Raw genomic sequence first — 17,883 nt, forward strand, 5'->3', positions numbered from 1 at the left:
CGACGATCGCAGCTGTGGAATCGATCCGCGACGGCGAGCGTGCGATGAGACTCGCCGGATGACAACACTGCTCCGCGCTTCCGGCTCCGCTGAGTTCCTCAGCATCGTCCCCTCTCTCGCAGGCTTCACCCCGACCGAGAGCCTCGTCCTGCTGCCGTTCCGAGGCACACGCACGTACGGTGCGATGAGACTCGACCTCCCTCGTGACGATGTCGAGCTCGAGGACTACGCGGATGCCGCGGTCGGCCTGGTCTCGCGGGTAGACCGAACGGATGCGGTCGCCCTCGTCGTCTACACGGATGATGCTGTTCAGCAGACGCGCGACGGGCTCGTCCTGCCGTTCGCGGTCGAGGTCGATGAACTCCTCGGGCGGGCGGAGGACGCCGGCCTGCGCATCGTCGACGCGCTCTGCGTGACATCCGGCGGGTGGTCGAGCTATCTCGACGGCGACCCGCAGCTCCGCACCCTCGAGCACGCGGCCCCCGAGGTGCCGGGCGTCGGCGACGTATCAGGCGACCAGTTGTCCGGCGCTGCTCTGCCCACCGCCGGCTTCGCCGACAAAGAGAGGGTGGCTCGGGCGCTGCTCGACATCACGGCGCTCCTCGAGCGGGGTGGAGCACCTGCGCCGACGGGCGCCGAGAACCCTCAGGCGATCGCTGCGCTCGTCCTCCTCGAAGACATCCCGGCGTTCTTCGAAGCCGTGCTCGCTTCGCCCGATGATCTGCCGCCCTTCGCCACCGCCGCGCTGCTCTGGTGCTTGGAGCGGCCGCTCTTCAGAGATGTGGCGCTCACGCAGTGGGCCACCGATCTCGGCGGCGGCGAACGCACGCTCGAAGCGCAGCTCACCTTCGCCGACTCGGGGTCGACTGTTCCCGACGATCTCGGTGATGTGTTCCTCGGGCGCGGACCCACGCCCGATCCGGAGAGGCTCGCGATCGCCCTCTCACTCGTCCGCACCGCCGCGTCGCTCGCTCCGCGTGTCACGAGACCCGCACCGCTCACCGCTGCGGCATGGCTCTCGTGGGCGCTCGGCCGCTCGAGTCACGCCGGGCAGTACCTCGAACTCGTGCGGGCGATCGATCCCGAGTACGGCCTCGCCGCCCTGCTCGAAACGATGATCAGCGCGGCGATGCTGCCGGAGTGGGCGTTCAGACGCGGTGCGACGCCCGCTACTTGACCAGGGGGAAGAGGATGGTCTCGCGAATGCCGAGCCCCGTGATCGCCATCAGCAGACGATCGATCCCCATGCCCATCCCACCGGACGGCGGCATGCCGTGCTCGAGGGCTCGGAGGAACTCCTCGTCGACGGGCATCGCCTCGACGTCGCCCCGGGCGGCGAGCTTCGCCTGTTCGACGAAGCGCTCGCGCTGGATGACGGGGTCGACGAGCTCGGAGTATCCGGTCGCCAGCTCGAAGCCGCGGATGTACAGATCCCACTTCTCGACCACACCCTCGATCGAGCGGTGCTCGCGCACGAGGGGCGAGGTGTCGACCGGGAAGTCCATCACGAAGGTGGGGCGCACGAGGTCGCCCTTCACGAAGTGCTCCCACAGCTCCTCGACGAGCTTGCCGTGCGTCGCCTGAGCGGGCAGGTCCACACCGTTCGCTTCGGCGAAGGCGATCAGATCCTCGACCGAGTCGCTCGGGGTGATCGTGCGACCGGACACCGCCGACAGCGACTCGTACATCGAGATGCGATCCCATTCGCCCCCGAGGTCGTACTCGGTGCCGTCGGCCCACGTGACCGTGGTCGAGCCCGCGACGGCGATCGCGGCCTGCTGCACGAGCTCCTGCGTCAGAGCGGCCATCTGGTTGTAGTCGCCGTAGGCCTGGTAGGCCTCGAGCATCGCGAACTCCGGGCTGTGCGTCGAGTCGGCGCCCTCGTTGCGGAAGTTGCGGTTGATCTCGTACACCCGCTCGATGCCTCCGACGACCGCGCGCTTGAGGTACAGCTCGGGCGCGATGCGCAGGTAGAGCTCGGTGTCGAACGCGTTGGAGTGCGTGACGAAAGGACGAGCGGATGCACCGCCGTGCTGCACCTGCAGCATGGGCGTCTCGACCTCGAGATAGTCGTGGCTGCCGAACGTCGCTCGAAGGCTCGCGTTGACCGCCGCGCGGGCGCGCACGGTCGTACGCGCCTGCTCGCGGACGATCAGATCGAGGTAGCGGCTGCGCACACGCCCCTCTTCGCTGAGCTCGGAGTATGCGTTCGGCAGCGGCAGGATCGCCTTCGAGGCGATCGCCCACGCGTCGGCCATGATCGACAGCTCGCCTCGGCGACTGGAGATCACCTCGCCGTGCACGAACACGTGATCGCCGAGGTCGACGTATTCCTTCCAGTCGGCGAGCGATTCCTCGCCGACGTTCGCGAGCGAGATCATCGCCTGGATCCGCGAGCCGTCGCCGGCCTGCAGAGTCGCGAAGCACAGCTTGCCGGTGTTGCGGCTGAAGACCACGCGGCCGGCGACGCCGACGACGACGCCCGTCTCGGCACCCGCTTCGAGCTCGCCGTACTCGGCGCGCAGCGCGGGGATCTGGTGGGTCACGGGCACACTGACCGGGAACGCTCCCCCGCCGGCATCCGCTCGGTTCGCGACCAGACGCTCGCGCTTGGCCAGGCGCACGGCCTTCTGCTCGTGCACGTCTTCTTCGGTGGCGGCGGTGGTCGTGTCGGGCGCGGCAGACGCGTCAGTCATTCGGGGCTCCTTGAAAAGTCGTGTCCAGTTTACCGAGGTCGCGTCCCTCACCCCGCGGTCGAGTCTGGGTAGCCTCGAAGCATGGCAGCCTCCAGACTCGCCCACGCTCTCGTCACGATCGTCCTCGCCGCGACGGCGGTGTGCACGACGGCAGCTGCTGCCTCGGCTGCCGCACCGGTCGACGCGGCGACGACGGCACCGCACTCCCGGACGCACGCCGACACGGCGACCACCGCCGAGGGGGATGTCGACGACTTCGCGTACGCGTCGTGGGACGCGCGCTACGAGGTGGGGCTCGACGACGACGGGCGCGCCCGCATGCACGTCACGGAGACCCTCACGGCGCGATTCCCCGACATCGACCAGAACAAGGGGATCGTCCGCGGACTGCCGACCAGCTATGAGAATGCGTGGCTCGACCCGCGTGTGCTGTCCGTGACCGACGAGACCGGCGCCGATGTGCCGTACGAGACCGAGAACGAGGATGGACTGCTGCTGATCCTCACCGGCGACGACGACTACGTGCGCGGACTCACGACCTACGTCATCGAATACGAGATGCGCGACGTGATCCTCGCCGCCGACTCCGGCGTCGACGAGTTCTATTGGGACCTGCTCCCGCTCGACAGCACGCAGCGCATCGAGGACTTCCACGCTGAGGTCGCGTTCGACGAGACGATGTCGGATCGGATGACCGGCGAGGCGCGCTGCTATGCCGGCTACCAGGGCTCGACAGACGAATGCGATCTGATCGCGTCCTCCGACGGCTCTGAGGTCAGTGTCAGTGCGAGCGAGCTGTCACCCGGCGAGGGCATCACGATCGCCGTCGGATTCGAGTCGAACACCGCGGTGCAGCCCTCGGCTCGGCAGCCCAACCCCGTGACCGACACAGTGCCCGCTGTCGCCGCGCTCGGTGGACTCGGGCTCTCTGTCGCCAGCTGGTTCGCCGTCTCGGCCTTCAAGAGGAACCGGCGCGAGGCGAGCGGTATCATCGTGGCCCAGTACGACGTGCCGGACTCCCTGCCGCCGCTTCTCGCCGCCGCAATCGTGCCCGGAGCCAAAGACCCGATCCCGGCCGAGATCATCCACCTCGCTGTGCGCGGCACGCTCCGCATCGAAGAGGGAACAGACGCCGAACAGCCACGGCTGCGGCGCCTTCCGGGTGGCCGGATCCCCGACCAGCTCGATGTCGAGGCGCTGGACGCGCTGTTCGCCGGCGCGGACTCCGCGGGTGTCGCCGAGCTCCCCGACTCGAGCGAGGAGTTCGCCGCTCGCATGAAGACCCTGTCGCAGCACGGCGTCGAGGCGGCGGTCTCGCGCGGGCTCACCACGAAGGCCCGCAGCAGGGGCGCGATGATCGTGCAGTGGTGCGCGATCGCCATCGTGCTGGTCGGCTTCGGCTTGGGCATGTCTGGGATCATCGCGGGGAGGGTCACGGCGATTCCCGCGTTCGTGGCGATCGCCTTCGGCGCGCTGCTCGTCTTCCTGTCGTCCTTCTACAGCTTCTCGCGCCACACGGTCCTCTCTGCCGAAGGCGCTCGGCAGTACGAGTACCTCATGGGCGTGCGGGAGTTCATCCGCGTCGCCGAAGCCGATCGGCTGCAGATGCTCCAGTCGTATTCCGGCGCCGAGCGTCGGCAGGACGGCAGTGCGAACGTGATCGTGGTCTACGAGCGCCTGCTCCCCTACGCGATGCTGTTCGGCATGGAGAACGAGTGGGGAGCCCTGCTCGAGCACGTCTACGCCTTCGAACAGCGCGGGGCGACGTGGATCGGTGACCCCAGCACACCGTTCGTCCACGGTCAGCTCATCGCGTTCGCCGCCTCCTCGCATGCTTCCGCGACGTACTCGGCGCCGAGCGCCAGCAGCTCGTCCAGCGCCGGCGGATCTTTCGGCGGCGGATTCTCAGGCGGTGGCGGGGGCGGCGGATTCTCAGGCGGTCGCTGACCTCAGACGACCGACGAGGTCAGAGCAGCGGCGATTCGCTCGACGCTTCGCGCAGAGCTCGCTCGACCGTCGACTGCACCAGGGCGGATAGGAATCCGCCGGGATTCTCGACTCCGATCTCGCCGAGCCTCGCGGTGGACTGCGCGATGATCGACTTCGAGAACTCGGTCGCAGTCTGGATCGCGTCGGCGTAGGCGGCTCGATCGCTCTCGGCGATGACGACCGGCTCGCATCCCATTTCCACCGCCAGCGCCTGAGCGATGGGCAGCACGGCGGCGGGTGCCGTCACCGCTGCGTATCCGGCCTGCAGCTGTCGCAGGTCGACGGACGTGCCTGTGAATGTGATGGCCGGATGCACCGCGAGCGGGATCGCACCGCTCTCAGCCGCCGGTCGCAGCACCTCGATGCCGTACGCCGGATCGGTGTGCAGCACGAGCTGGCCGAGCTGCCAGCCTCCGACCTCGGCTATGCCGGCGATCAGCGGCGACAGCTGATCATGCGGAACCGCGATGATCACCAGCTCGCTGCGACGAACGACTTCGAGCGCGTCGATGATCGGGACGCCGGGAAGCACCGCCGACGCTCGATCGTCGTCGGACCCGCTCGTGATTCCGGTGACCGCGTGACCTGCGCCGGCGAGCGCCGCGCCGACGACGGGCCCGACCCGCCCGGCGCCGATGATGCCGACCCCGAGTCGCCCGTCACGGCGCGACGGATCAGTCACCATTCGGAACCGGGGGTGCAGGCGGAGCAACCGGAGGTGCGGGCGGAGCAACCGGAGGTGCGGGCGGAGCAACCGGAGGTGCGGGCGGAGCAACCGGAGGCGCGGGCGGAGCAACCGGAGGCGCGGGCGGAGCCACCGGAGGTGCAGGCGGAGGCGTCGCGGGGTCGGACGCCGCGGTCGGGTACCCGGGAACCTGCGCTCCCTCGGCATCCGTCACGTACTCGCCCCACCGGTGGGTGTGATCGCGCGCTGCGGCGGCGACCGCTGCCGAGCTCACGCCGTCGAGGAGGTACAGAGCGTCATCGCGCTCGAGACCCGACAGGTACCCCGTGATGAGGCCCTGCACGGAGTGCACCTGCGCACCCGATACACGCTGCGCGCGGTCGATGGGTCCCTGCGAGAGCGACACACCCTGCAGACGTGCGAGCGGGAAGATGGCCAGCTTGCGCCAGACGACTCCTCGCCTGAGCAGCAGCCCGAACTCGGTCAGCGCGAAGCCGTGGCGCTTCCACGACACGGGTCTGCGCCACCAGGCACGCCGCGGCATCGTCCGATAGGGATCGCCCTCGACAGGGCCGAGGATGCCGTGCTCCCAGACGAGCGGGATGTCGGCGACCGGAGCATCGGGCAGGATCAGCGCGAGCACCCTCTCGACATCCGCGCGCTTGCCGACCGGCAGCACGACGTTGAACTGCTGCGCGGAGCCCGACGACTGCTGCGCGGCGCTCTTGCCGCTCATGCGGTTGATCCTGATGGTCCACCAGCCGAACGGACGCCACAGCAGCGACTGCGTGACCTCCACGGCGAAGATGCGCCCGGGGGGCAGCGTCTCGGTGACGGTCGTCAGCAGACCGTAGGTGATGCGCACGCCGTCAGGGGTCGGGGCGATCGAGTAGCGCAGCGACTTGGAGATCTGCGCCCACGTGATTCCGACGATCGCGATGACCATCGGGATCCCGATGCCCAGCGTGATGCCGAGACCGAGGAACCCGCCGATCGGATCTCCGTCGATCAACGAGCCGATCGCGATGCCCCCGACAGCCACGCCGAAGATGATCGCGAAGAAGAGGAACCAGAGCACGCTCGAGATCAGCTGCGATCCGACCAGACGTCCCGTCGGGATCTTGACCACGCTCTCGGGTTCGACATCGGCGAGGTCGACGCCGCTGATCAGATCGTTGACCCCTGCGTTCATCGACCCGACGAGCTGTGCTCGCGCCGAACCCGGCGCGCCGGAGCCGGGGCCCGCAGCGTCCGACGGCCGCACCCCGGATGCGGCATCCGCGGCGGTCAGCCTCGCTGCGCGTGCACCCGAAGCGAGGCGCAGGATGTCGCTCCGGACCGCCTCAGCGCGCGGAGTCGCGAGGTACTCGAGTTCGACGTTGGAGTCGGTGCCCGCACCGACGACCTCCAGCTTCGCGAGCCCGATGATGCGCGCGGGGAACGGACGGGTGAGGTTGACGCCCTGAACCCGATCGAGAGGAGCGCGGCGGTGAGAGCGGAAGACGATGCCCTTGCGCACCTCGACGTGATCGCCGGTGATCCGGAACTGCTGGAATCGCCACACGAACCAGAAGACGAGCACGAGCACGGCGACGAGCGCCAGCACGCTGAGCAGCACGACGATGAGCAGGTTGTTCTCGAACACCCAGTCGACGGGATCGCCGCCCGAGTAGTCGTCGTAGTGGACTTCCTCGGGAGTGAAGATCGCGACGAACCAGGCGATGAGCCGATCGCGCAGGTTGGCGATCGCGATACCCGCGATGATGATGAGCGCCAGCCCGCCTTTGAAGAGCGGGGTGAGCGGGTGCATCCGGTGCCACTCGCCGTCGGCGAGCGTCGCCGCCCGCGCCGCGGGGTCGGCGGGCGCCGCGGGGGGCGACGCGAAAGGCTGCTCGCTCACAGGCCCGTCCGGCGGGTCTCGGCGACGGCGATGAGGGTGTCGCGCAGCGCCTCGGCGGCGGCCTGCGCGAGTCCGGGGATCTGCACGCCTGTGGTCGCGGCGGCCGTGACCATCTTCAGCTGGGAGACGCCGAAGGCACGGTCGAGGGGCCCCTGCGTGATGTCGACGAGCTGCATGCGGCCGTACGGCACGGCGATCATGCGCTGCCAGAGGATGCCCTTGCGGAAGACGATGTCGTCGTCGCGGAGCATGTACCCGATGGCCTTGGCCTGCCGGGGAAGGATGACCAGCGTGATCAGTGTGATGAGCACGATGACACCTGCCGGGATCCACACCCAGGTCTGGTCGAGCACCAGCGCCAGCACGAGGGCTGCGGCCAGCACGAACGCGATGAAGATCAGATTCTGCAGCACCTGCGAGACCACGTAGCGCGGCGAGATCTGATGCCAGGTGCCGTCGAGCTCCAGCCGCGCCTCATTGCGAGCGGTGCGCAGCTGCGAGTATGTGCCCTGGTCGAGGGCCGCGAGGTCTGTGACCTCCGCCGAACTAAGCGGTGCCGGGGTCCCCGGCTCGATCTCTGGGTTCTGAGTCATCAGGATCCTTCGGCAGGGTGCAGAACTGTTCGGCGATGAGCGCGACGACCGCGAGCACGATCGCGCTTCCGATCAGTGCCACCATCGCCACAGTCGACCCTACCGGGGGATCGATCGGCCTGGAGAGAAGGAACGCCAGAAGCCCCGCGCCGAAACCGGCCATGATCGCCCCGACCAGGCTGGACGCGCGGGCGAGGGTCACCGCGCGGGTCGCGCGGAAAGGATCGATGCGGATGCCGTTGCGAACGCTCGCGCGCACCGGCCAGGCGACCCCCAGCGAGGCCGCCGCGATGAGCAGCAGCAGCACGGGCAGCAGGAGCGAGGGGGTGAACGTCGTGCGGCCCATCGTCGTCAGCACATGGTCGAGCACGAACCCCCCGGCCGCGGCGAGCACGGCGAGGACGACGAGAAGTCCGAGCGAGGTGCGTTTCATGAGTTCTCCCGCCGACGCAGGTCGGCGACGAGTTCGGCGACGCGACCCCTGCCGGGAAGCACGGCGTCACTGTCGAGCTCGAGCCACGGTTCGAGCACGAACAGCCGCTCGAAGGCACGGGGGTGCGGCAGCTGCAGGCCGCCGTCGCCGTCGGCCGACTCCTCGCCGTATGCGATCAGATCGAGGTCGAGGGTCCGATCGCCCCAGCGCTCATGACGCTCGCGTCCGTGCTCGTCCTCGATCGCGTGCAGCATGCCGAGAAGTATCGACGGGGCGAGGCGCGTGGTGACCAGCGCGACCGCGTTCACGTATCCGGGAGCCTCCGGATCGGGCCCGTCCAGCCGCAGCGCCACCGTCTCGAACAGCGACGACAGCCGCACGTCCCTGACCAGGGGCAGCCGTGCGATGCGCTCGGCTGCGGCGCGGATCGTGTCCTCGCGATCGCCGAGGTTCGCGCCGAAGGCGACGACGGCCACGGCTTCCTCCCGCCCGGGTCGGGGGCCGGGAAGACTCGGCGGGTTGGCCAGATTTCGACTCATCGCTGTGCCTCCTCGGCGGACGGCTGCCGCGCACGGTGCACGGTGACGGCGACGTCCGAGAACGTGAGCGCGATCGGGGCGTGCGGCTTGTGCACCGTGACGGTGACGGCGTGCACCCGAGGGTCGGCGAGCGCGACGGCGGCGATGCGCTCTGCAAGCGTCTCGATGAGGTTCACCGGTTCGCCCGCTACGACCTCGGCGACCTTCTCGGCGAGCTCTCCGTAGTGCACGGTGTCGTCGACGTCGTCCGATGCCGCGGCGACGTTCAGCGGCATCCTGAGGCGGAGATCGATCGTGAACTCCTGGCCGTCCTCGCGCTCGTGGGCGTAGACGCCGTGCCGACCGAACACGGTCAGTCCCGTCAGGACGATCTCGTCGAAGACATCCATGGTCTATCCCTCCCAGGCGTGCACGACGGCCAGAGCATCGCGGGTGGCGCCGACATCGTGCACCCTGACTGCCCAGACCCCGGCGCGAGCGGCGAGCGCGCTCGTGACGGCCGTGGCGAGGTCGCGTCGGGCTTCGGAGACCGTCGCCGGGTCCGCGCCGAGGGTCTCCGCGAGGAACCGCTTGCGAGAGGTTCCGATGAGCACCCGGGGCCCCAGGGCGACGATCTCGTCGAGTCCGCGCAGCACACCCCAGTTCTGATCGCCCTTCTTCGAGAATCCGATCCCCGGATCGAGGATCAGGCGCGACGGCGCGATGCCGGATGCCGCGGCCGCGCCCATGCGCTCGTGCAGCTCCCCCGCGACCTCGCGGGCGGCACGGCGGTATTCGGCATGCGCGTACATGTCGGATGAGAAGCCGCGCCAGTGGCCGATCGCATAGTCGGCGCCGGACTCGGCGACCGCTGCGAGCATGTCGGGGTCGGCCAGCCCGCCGGAGACGTCGTTCACGATCCGCGCCCCTGCTCGCACGGCTGCTGCGGCGGTCGAGGAGTTGATGGTGTCGACGCTCACGGGCGCGCCCTCAGCGACGAGGCGCTCGATGACGGGGAGGACGCGCGCCTGCTCGACCTCGGCGCCCACTCGCTCGGCTCCCGGCCTTGTCGACTCGCCGCCGACGTCGAGCACGGTGGCGCCCTCCGCCCGCAGCCGCAGCCCGTGCTCGACGGCCCGATCCACGTCGAGATACCGACCGCCGTCGCTGAACGAGTCGGGCGTGACGTTGACGATGCCCCAGATGCCGGTCATCCGTGCGCCGCCCCGGGGCCCGACGACCCGATCAGCGCGATGAGTTCGGCGCGGGCGATCGGCTCGGTATATTCGCCACGAGCGGCGATCGTGAGCGTCGATGCCTCCGGCTGCCGTCCACCGCGCATGGTCACGCAGCCGTGGCTCGCATCGAGGACCACGAGCACACCACGGGTGTCGAGGTGCTCGGCGATCGTGTCTGCGATCTGCTCTCCGAGGCGTTCCTGCACCTGGGGGCGACCGGCGAGGATCTCGACGACGCGCACGAGCGCGCCGAGTCCGACGACCTGCTCACCCGGCAGGTACGCGATGTGCGCGCGACCCGCGAACGGCAGCAGGTGGTGCTCGCACACCGAACGGAAGCGGATGTCCCTCAACAGCACGGCCCCCGACGGAAGCGTGTCGGGGGCGGGGCCTCGGGAGACGCTGATCGTGTGCGCGAGAGGCGCCGCTGCATCCTCGCCGACGCCCGCGAAGAACTCCGCATAGAGGTCGCCCATGCGCGTCGGCGTCTGCTTCAGCCCCGGACGATCGGGGTCTTCGCCGATCGCCTCGAGCAGTTCCCTGGTGAGCCGTTCGACACGCGCGCGGTCGACAGACACGGGTCAGGCCGTCGCTGGTCGAGCCTGGCCGGCTCCCGCCGATCCGGGCTGCGTGCGGGGAGCCGACGTGGGCGCCTCGACCGACGCGACCAGCGACACGTCCTTCTTCGGCACCTCGATCGGAGGCCGCTCCGACACGGGGCGGTCCTCGCTCGAGAGCCACAGCGGACGCTCGGGGAGCTTCTTGACCTCGGTGAAGATCTCGGCGATCTGGTTGTGATCGAGGGTCTCCTCCTCGAGCAGCGACAGGGCGAGGCGATCGAGGATGTCACGGTTGGCGCTGATGACCTCGTACGCCTCGTTGTGAGCCTGCTCGATGAGCGCGCGCACCTCCGCGTCCACCCGCTCGGCGACCCTCTCGGAGTACTCGCGTCCCCTGCCCATGTCGCGACCGGCGAAGGGCTCGCCGCCCTCGCTGCCGAGCTTGACCGGTCCGACCTGCGTGGTCATGCCGTACTCGAGCACCATCTTGCGAGCGATCGACGTCGCCTTCTCGATGTCGTTCGAGGCGCCGGTGGTCGGGTCGTGGAACACGATCTCCTCAGCGACGCGGCCGCCCATGGCGTAGGTCAGCTGGTCCTGCAGCTCGTTGCGGGTGATGGAGTACTTGTCGTCGAGCGGCAGCACCATCGTGTAGCCGAGAGCCTTGCCTCGGGGAAGGATCGTGATCTTCGTGACGGGGTCGGTGTAGTTCATCGCCGCCGCAGCGAGAGCGTGACCGCCCTCGTGGTACGCGGTGATGAGCTTCTCCTTGTCCCTCATCACGCGGGTGCGACGCTGCGGGCCGGCGATGACGCGGTCGATGGCCTCGTCCAGAGCACGGTTGTCGACCAGCTGCGCGTTCGAGCGTGCGGTCAGCAGAGCGGCCTCGTTCAGGACGTTCGCGAGATCCGCTCCGGTGAAGCCGGGAGTCTTGCGGGCGACGACCTCGAGGTCGACGCTCTTGGCCAGCGGCTTGCCCTTGGCGTGCACCTCGAGGATCTTCTGGCGCCCACGCAGGTCGGGGGCGTCGACGCCGATCTGGCGGTCGAAGCGGCCGGGACGCAGCAGTGCGGGGTCGAGGATGTCGGGGCGGTTGGTCGCCGCGATGACGATGACGTTCGCGTTCGGGTCGAAGCCGTCCATCTCGACGAGCATCTGGTTGAGCGTCTGCTCGCGCTCGTCGTTTCCGCCGCCCATGCCGGCACCGCGGTGGCGACCGACTGCGTCGATCTCGTCGATGAAGATGATCGCGGGCGCGTTCTCCTTGGCCTGGTTGAACAGGTCACGCACGCGCGAGGCACCGACGCCGACGAACATCTCGACGAAGTCGGAACCCGAGATCGAGTAGAACGGGGCTCCCGCCTCGCCGGCGACCGCACGGGCGAGCAGCGTCTTTCCGGTTCCTGGAGGGCCGTACAGCAGCACGCCCTTCGGGATGCGGGCGCCGATGGCCTGGAACTTGGCCGGGTCCTGCAGGAACTCCTTGATCTCGTGGAGCTCCTCGATGGCCTCGTCGGCGCCGGCGACGTCGGCGAAGGTGACCGTCGGGGTCTCCTTGTTGACGAGCTTCGCCTTGGACTTGCCGAACTGCATGACCTTGCTGCCGCCACCCTGCATCGACGAGAGCAGCCACCAGAACAGCAGGCCGAGCAGCACGAGGGGGAGAAGTAGGGAGAGGATGCCGTCGAACCAGGTCGCGCGAGGCACGGCGTCGTTGAAGCCGTCCTTCGGGTCGGCGTCGTTGATCGCCGTGACCACCTCTTCGGCGCGGGCGTCGACGTAGTAGAACTGCACGTTCTCCGAGCCCTCGAACGCCTTCGACAGGGTCATGTCGACGCGCTGGTCTCCGTCGGTGTTCACGACCTCGGTCACGGACTCGCCGGCGAGGAGCTTCAGCCCCTCCTGGGTCGTGATCTGCTTGGGCGCGCCGAGGTTCGAGATCAGCAGGAAGCCGCCGAACAGCAGCAGACCGATCAGAGCGACGTAGATCAGCGGATTCCGAGTGAGCTTCTTGACATCCATGGTCGGATCAGCGTATCGCGCGTGCCCTAGGTGGCCGCTGTGCGTTCACCCACGGCGTAGCGACGGGCCCGAGCCCCCGATCAGCTGTAGACGTGCGGAGCGAGCACCGCGACATCGCGCAGGTTGCGGTAGCGCTCGTCGTAGTCGAGGCCGTAGCCGACGACGAAGTCGGTGGGGATGTCGAAGCCGACGTACTTGCAGTCGATGACGACCTTCGCGGCCTCCGGCTTGCGCAGCAGCGCGAGCACCTCGATCGACTCCGCCCCGCGCGACTCGAAGTTCTCGAGCAGCCAGCTGAGGGTGAGCCCGGAGTCGATGATGTCCTCGACGATCAGCACGTGCTTGCCGTTCAGGTCGGTGTCGAGGTCCTTGCGGATCTGCACGACGCCGCTCGACTTGGTGCTCGCTCCGTAGCTCGAGACCGCCATCCAGTCCATCGGGGCGTGGAAGGGCAGAGCACGGGCGAAATCGGCCATGACCATGACCGCGCCCTTGAGCACGCCGACGAGGATGATCTCCTTGCCCTCGTAGTCGGCCGCCACCTGGGCCGCGAGCTCATCGAGCTTGGCGATGATCTCCTCCTCTGTGACGAGGATCTGAGCAAGGTCGTCCTGGATCTCCGCGGCGCGCATGGATCGATTTTAGGTGACGCGTCCCCATGCTCCCGCACAGGATCCGCAGATCGTCGACCAGAATTCTGGATGCGCGTCCGGCATCCGCACTACTCTGGCGCTTGAACGGGCGTAGGCCCGCAGACGGAAGGATTCACCCATGGCTCTCGACGACATCCTCACGCAGGTCCCGATCGACGACATCGCCGCGAAACTCGGAGTCTCCCCCAGCGTCGCCAGAGAGGCGGTCGAACAGGGCGGTGCCGTGCTGCTCGGCGGGCTCGCCAAGAACGCGTCCACCACCGAGGGCTCCGCGGCGATCGAGAACGCGCTCAAGGGCCACCAGGGCAAGACCGGGGCCGCGAAGGTCGACGACATCGACGTGGCGGACGGCGGCAAGATCGTCTCGCACATCCTCGGCGACGACGAGCAGAAGGTCACTCAGAAGCTCACCGAGTCGAAGGAGACCGCCGGCATCGACTTCGGCAAGCTCCTCCCGATCCTCGCTCCGATCGTGATGGGCCTGATCGCCAACGCCACCAAGGACAAGTCCGCGAAGCCCGGGACTGCAGAGGCGCAGTCCGGTGGCGGCGGCATCGGCGATGTGATCGGAGGCCTACTCGGGGGCGGCAGCTCGTCGGGCGGCGGCGGAATCGGCGACCTGCTCGGCGGCCTGCTCGGTGGAGGCAACTCCTCGGGCGGCGGCGGAATCGGCGACATCCTCGGCGGCCTGCTCGGCGGCAAGAAGTAGCCCCGCCGGCCCGCTCGCCGCGAACCCCTGCGATCCCCTTCCGAGTATGGGGACCGCAGGGGTTCTCTCGTCTCTTCGAGCGGATGCTGCGGGTGCGGGATGCCGGTCGTTCAGCGCGCGGTGAAGACGATGCGTCCGCCCCGTCGGGCCGCCGTGCACGAAGGCAGGTCGATGGGGCCCTGACCCGACCAGCCGGTGGCGAGCCGCGCGACCTCGAGCGTCTGCAGGCGCGTCAGGCTCACGCCGAACTCGCTGTCGACCACGAGTCGGATGATCCGGTTGCGCAGAGCCGCCGGGTTGGCGGCGAGAGCCGCGACACTCACCGAGATGCCGGCCTCGGCATGCTCGACGATGTCCTCGATCGTCTCGTGGATCATCTCGTCGAACGCCTCGGCGTCCTCGCGCAGCTGCTCGGCGGTGCGCGCCAGAGCCTCGGCGATGCCCGGGCCGAGCTCGGCTTCGAGCACGGGAAGCACCCGGTCTCGCACCCGCACGCGAGCGAAGCGCTCTTCGGAGTTGTGCGGGTCGTCCCAGACCTCGAGGTCGGATGCCGCGCAGAATGCACGCGTCGTCTCCCTCCGCGCTCCGAGCAGCGGCCGCACCCAGCGCAGCCCGTCATCGTCTTCGCGCACGGGGGCCATGCCCTGCAGACTCGCCGCCCCGGATCCGCGGGCGAGGCCGAGCAGCACCGTCTCGGCCTGGTCGTCGAGTGTGTGGCCGAGCAGCACGGCTGAGGCACCGGCATCCGCAGCCGCATCCCTCAGCACCCGGTACCTGGCGTCTCGTGCGGCGGCCTCGGGGCCACCCTCCTCCCCCACCTCGACCCGGACGATGAGAGCGTCGAGTCCGAGAGCCGTCGCCGTCCGCGCGGCGCGCGCGGCCACGGCATCCGAACCGCTCTGAAGACCGTGGTCGACCGTGAGACTCCCCACCCGGAGCCCGAGCTTGGGCGCTTCGAACGCGGTCGCCGCGGCGAGCGCGAGTGAATCCGCTCCTCCGGAGAGAGCGACGATGACGGCCGATCCCTCGGGCAGATCGGCGAGCGCAGTGCGCACGGCGAGGCGGATCTCGGCGATGGCGGGTGAGAGCGAGGGCACAGTCCCACGGTAGATCACGAGCTGAGATCGTCGCGCAAGGGTCGCGCCTGAGCGGGTGATGGCCCTAACCTGGCGCCGTGGCAGATCGATTGGGCGGGCAGCAGTACAGCACCGAACGGTTCACGACCTTCGTCGACGCGGTCGTCGCGATCGCGATGACTCTTCTCATCCTGCCGTTGCTCGAATCGGTGTCGGACGCAGGTGCCGCCGACCTGAGCACGGCTGAATTCCTCGAGGAGCACCACGGACAGCTCCTGAGCTTCGCCCTGAGCTTCGTTCTGATCGCGTCGTTCTGGCTCGAGCATCATCGGCTGTACGCCGGGGTGAAGGGCATGACGGGTGGGCTGTTGTGGATCAACATCGCCTGGATGGTCACGATCGTGTGGCTCCCTGTGCCTACCGCCATGCTCGGCCAGATGGATGAGGACCCCCTGCAGACGGCGGTCTACATCGGGACGTTGATCCTCACCCAGGTGACGACACTCGCAGCGAAGCTCTACCTCCGACGGCATCCTGCTCTCACCGACCTCCCCTCCGATGTGCTGCGGCGTGGTGTCCTCGGAGACGTCGCGGCGATCGTCCTGTTCCTGATCGCTCTCCCGATTGCGGCGTGGGTGCACCCGATCGGCTATGGGGCTCTGCTGCTCGTCATCCTGTCCAGCCCTCTCGAACGCCTGCTGAATCACGCCACCACCCGAGGCCGGCGAGGGCGTGGCCTGAACGATGCGCGCGATGGCTCCGATCACTGAAAGGTAGGCTGGTCGGCGGCATCCAACCGAACTTTTCCTGAGGAGCACACGCATGGGCGCACACGACGCCGTCATCGAGATCCCGCGCGGCAGCCGCGTGAAGTACGAGGTCGACCACGAGACCGGACGAGTCCACCTCGACCGCGTGCTCTACACGACCTTCGGGTACCCCGCCGACTACGGCTACTTCGACAACACCCTCGGCGAGGACGGCGACCCGCTCGACGTGCTCGTGCTTCTCGACCACGCCATCTACCCCGGCGTCGTCGTCGAGGTGCGCCCGGTCGCGGTGCTCAAGATGAGCGACGAGGCCGGCGGAGACGACAAGCTCGTCGCCGTCCTGTCGAAGGACCCTCGCTGGGCGCACATCCAGGACATCGGCGATGTGGCCGAGTACACCAAGAAGGAGATCGAGCACTTCTTCGAGCACTACAAGGACCTCGAGCCCAACAAGTGGGTCAAGGTCGACGCGTGGGGCGACGCCGCAGAGGCGCAGCGCATCCTCGACGAGGCGATCGTCCGTTTCGGCGAGCAGGGTCACTGACCCCTCGCATCGACGAAGAAGACCCCCGGCCGCTGTGCGGATCCGGGGGTCTTCTTCGTTGCCGATGCGGGTGTCAGACAGAGACGCCGCGATCTGCGAGGAAGGTGATCGGGTTGGTGTACGCGCCGTTGATGTACACCTCGAAATGCAGGTGGCAGCCGACGGATGCTCCGGTGTTGCCCGCGTATGCGATGACCTGACCGGAGTTCACCCATGCACCGCTGCGGACCGCGAACCCGCCGTCCCTGATGTGCGCGTAGCCGGAAGCGACTCCGCCGCCGTGCTGGATGCGGATGTAGTTGCCGTAGTTGCCACGAGGGCCGGCGTAGTCGACGGTGCCGGACTGCGCCGCGTAGATCGCCGCACCGCAGCCGTTCGCGAGGTCGACGCCGTAGTGGTAGCCCGAGCAGGCAGCACAGGGCTTGGGTCGAGAGCCGAATCCGGCGCTCCGGTAGCCGCCGTGCGGTCGCACCCAGCCACCCGACCCGGGTGATCCTCCGACGCCACCGCCTCCGCCGCCGCCTCCACCGCCATTGCCTGCGGCAGCAGCAGCAGCCTCGGCCGCTTCGCGGCGCTTGCGCTCCTCTTCCGCGACGCGCACGCCTTCCTGGTAGCCGGCCACGGTCGTCGCGGTGGCGTCCTTCAGGGCGGCGAGCTGCGCCTGCATCGTCGCGAGGTTGGCCGACTGCTCGTCGAGTGCCGCCTGAGCGGCATCGGCTGCGGCCTGGGCCTCGATCATCTTCTGCTCGGCGACCTGCTGCAGGCGGTCGCGCTCGGTGCGGGCGACCACGGCCTGGTCGGTCAGCGCCTGTGCAGAGTTGCGTGCGGCGACAGCGTTGTCGTGCACGGTCTGGTTGTACTGATAGACCTTGTCCATCGTGCCGAGACGAGAGAGCAGCTGGTCGGCGTTGTCTGCCGAGCCGGCGAAGAACAGTTCGAGGGCGGTGTCGTCGCCTCCGTTGCGATACAGCTGCGCGGCGAGCTGAGCGGCCTTCTTCGTCGCGTCATCGGCGACGAGCGCCTGCTCGTCCGCCTTCGACTGAAGCTCATCGGCGACCGCGATGGCGTCGAAGTACGCCAGCTGAGCGGCGTTGTACTCCTCGCCGGCGAGGACGGCTTTAGCCTGCGCGTCTGCCACCCGCTGCTTGAGGGACTGGATGAGCCCCTCGATGCGGGTGACCTCTCCCGCTTTCGCGGACTCATTGTTCATGGCGTTCTGCACGTCATCCCAGCTGGGATACGTCGCCGCGTACGCGGCGGTCACGCCGGAGGAGACGCCGAAAGCGCTGAGCGCGACGACGCTGAGAGCGCCGAGGGTGAGCGCGTTGCGACGGGTGACGGAACGGCCCTTCCAGAACGCACGGCTCTCCGCGGGCGTCGGCGCGCAGCCGCAGTCGTCGGATGCCGCAGCAGCAGCGTCCGTCGTCGAGTCCTTGTCGTTCACGCGGCCCCTTCCGCCGGTTTCACAAATGCCACACTAACAACTTCTTTCACATC

18 protein-coding genes are annotated in these 17,883 nt (G+C 68.7%); 5 read left to right on the forward strand and 13 right to left on the reverse strand.

The annotated features are described in order from the left end of the window. Nucleotides 1-58: 58 nt before the first annotated feature. Nucleotides 59-1,177: a DUF4192 family protein gene (locus tag ACIP5T_RS08625; RefSeq protein ID WP_400862330.1), complete on the forward strand. Its 1,119-nt coding sequence runs from the start codon at nucleotides 59-61 to the stop codon at nucleotides 1,175-1,177. On the opposite strand, the gene lysS is transcribed toward ACIP5T_RS08625, so the two are convergent. Beyond that, a complete protein-coding gene (gene lysS, locus ACIP5T_RS08630) occupies nucleotides 1,170-2,696 on the reverse strand; it encodes a lysine--tRNA ligase (RefSeq protein WP_400862331.1) in 1,527 nt (508 codons plus the stop codon). The genes ACIP5T_RS08625 and lysS overlap by 8 nt on opposite strands. Nucleotides 2,697-2,777: 81 nt before the next feature. On the opposite strand from lysS, the gene ACIP5T_RS08635 reads away from it, so the two are divergent. Further along, on the forward strand, nucleotides 2,778-4,643 hold the full coding sequence (locus ACIP5T_RS08635) for a DUF2207 domain-containing protein (RefSeq protein WP_400862333.1): 1,866 nt from the start codon (nucleotides 2,778-2,780) through the stop codon (nucleotides 4,641-4,643). Between the two features lie 19 nt (nucleotides 4,644-4,662). Here the strand turns inward: ACIP5T_RS08635 and ACIP5T_RS08640 are convergent, their stop codons facing one another. The 10 genes from ACIP5T_RS08640 to hpt all read right to left on the reverse strand — a co-directional run bounded on the left by ACIP5T_RS08640 (nucleotide 4,663) and on the right by hpt (nucleotide 13,266). After that, nucleotides 4,663-5,367, reverse strand: a complete 705-nt coding sequence (locus ACIP5T_RS08640; protein WP_400862335.1) for a DUF2520 domain-containing protein — start codon at nucleotides 5,365-5,367, stop codon at nucleotides 4,663-4,665. Further along, nucleotides 5,360-7,270, reverse strand: coding sequence for a PH domain-containing protein (locus ACIP5T_RS08645; RefSeq protein WP_400862336.1), 1,911 nt, complete (start codon nucleotides 7,268-7,270; stop codon nucleotides 5,360-5,362). Before ACIP5T_RS08645 ends, ACIP5T_RS08640 begins: the two co-directional genes overlap by 8 nt. Next, nucleotides 7,267-7,863, reverse strand: a complete 597-nt coding sequence (locus tag ACIP5T_RS08650) for a PH domain-containing protein (protein ID WP_400862338.1) — start codon at nucleotides 7,861-7,863, stop codon at nucleotides 7,267-7,269. The genes ACIP5T_RS08645 and ACIP5T_RS08650 overlap by 4 nt, the downstream gene beginning before the upstream one ends. Further along, nucleotides 7,817-8,296, reverse strand: a complete 480-nt coding sequence (locus tag ACIP5T_RS08655; protein WP_400862340.1) for a DUF3180 domain-containing protein — start codon at nucleotides 8,294-8,296, stop codon at nucleotides 7,817-7,819. Before ACIP5T_RS08655 ends, ACIP5T_RS08650 begins: the two co-directional genes overlap by 47 nt. After that, nucleotides 8,293-8,835 carry a 2-amino-4-hydroxy-6-hydroxymethyldihydropteridine diphosphokinase gene (folK, locus tag ACIP5T_RS08660; RefSeq protein ID WP_400862342.1) on the reverse strand — a complete coding sequence of 181 codons (543 nt, stop codon included), beginning with the start codon at nucleotides 8,833-8,835 and terminating at the stop codon, nucleotides 8,293-8,295. The genes ACIP5T_RS08655 and folK overlap by 4 nt, the downstream gene beginning before the upstream one ends. Beyond that, nucleotides 8,832-9,224, reverse strand: coding sequence for a dihydroneopterin aldolase (gene folB, locus ACIP5T_RS08665; protein WP_400862344.1), 393 nt, complete (start codon nucleotides 9,222-9,224; stop codon nucleotides 8,832-8,834). The genes folK and folB overlap by 4 nt, the downstream gene beginning before the upstream one ends. Before the next feature lie 3 nt (nucleotides 9,225-9,227). After that, nucleotides 9,228-10,028 (reverse strand): dihydropteroate synthase, encoded by an 801-nt coding sequence (gene folP / locus ACIP5T_RS08670; RefSeq protein ID WP_400862345.1) that lies wholly within the window; start codon nucleotides 10,026-10,028, stop codon nucleotides 9,228-9,230. Beyond that, nucleotides 10,025-10,630: a GTP cyclohydrolase I gene (gene folE / locus ACIP5T_RS08675; RefSeq protein WP_400862346.1), complete on the reverse strand. Its 606-nt coding sequence runs from the start codon at nucleotides 10,628-10,630 to the stop codon at nucleotides 10,025-10,027. Before folE ends, folP begins: the two co-directional genes overlap by 4 nt. Before the next feature lie 3 nt (nucleotides 10,631-10,633). Next, entirely contained in the window at nucleotides 10,634-12,634 is a 2,001-nt protein-coding gene (gene ftsH, locus ACIP5T_RS08680; protein ID WP_400862348.1) for an ATP-dependent zinc metalloprotease FtsH, read from the reverse strand. A gap of 80 nt (nucleotides 12,635-12,714) precedes the next feature. Further along, nucleotides 12,715-13,266 (reverse strand): hypoxanthine phosphoribosyltransferase, encoded by a 552-nt coding sequence (gene hpt, locus ACIP5T_RS08685; protein WP_400862350.1) that lies wholly within the window; start codon nucleotides 13,264-13,266, stop codon nucleotides 12,715-12,717. Between the two features lie 139 nt (nucleotides 13,267-13,405). Between hpt and ACIP5T_RS08690 the strand changes: the two genes are divergently transcribed. Then, entirely contained in the window at nucleotides 13,406-13,996 is a 591-nt protein-coding gene (locus ACIP5T_RS08690) for a DUF937 domain-containing protein (RefSeq protein ID WP_400862352.1), read from the forward strand. Between the two features lie 110 nt (nucleotides 13,997-14,106). Here ACIP5T_RS08690 and tilS read toward each other — a convergent pair whose 3' ends face one another. Next, entirely contained in the window at nucleotides 14,107-15,093 is a 987-nt protein-coding gene (tilS, locus tag ACIP5T_RS08695) for a tRNA lysidine(34) synthetase TilS (RefSeq protein WP_400862353.1), read from the reverse strand. A 77-nt stretch (nucleotides 15,094-15,170) separates the two neighbouring features. Between tilS and ACIP5T_RS08700 the strand changes: the two genes are divergently transcribed. Then, nucleotides 15,171-15,842, forward strand: a complete 672-nt coding sequence (locus tag ACIP5T_RS08700; protein ID WP_400862355.1) for a TMEM175 family protein — start codon at nucleotides 15,171-15,173, stop codon at nucleotides 15,840-15,842. A 52-nt stretch (nucleotides 15,843-15,894) separates the two neighbouring features. Beyond that, nucleotides 15,895-16,386, forward strand: a complete 492-nt coding sequence (locus ACIP5T_RS08705) for an inorganic diphosphatase (protein WP_053098719.1) — start codon at nucleotides 15,895-15,897, stop codon at nucleotides 16,384-16,386. A gap of 73 nt (nucleotides 16,387-16,459) precedes the next feature. On the opposite strand, the gene ACIP5T_RS08710 is transcribed toward ACIP5T_RS08705, so the two are convergent. Beyond that, nucleotides 16,460-17,830 carry a peptidoglycan DD-metalloendopeptidase family protein gene (locus ACIP5T_RS08710; RefSeq protein WP_400862357.1) on the reverse strand — a complete coding sequence of 457 codons (1,371 nt, stop codon included), beginning with the start codon at nucleotides 17,828-17,830 and terminating at the stop codon, nucleotides 16,460-16,462. Nucleotides 17,831-17,883 lie beyond the last annotated feature (53 nt).

It is taken from the genome of Microbacterium sp. NPDC088619 (genome assembly GCF_044752825.1).
Classification (GTDB): Bacteria; Actinomycetota; Actinomycetes; order Actinomycetales; family Microbacteriaceae; genus Microbacterium.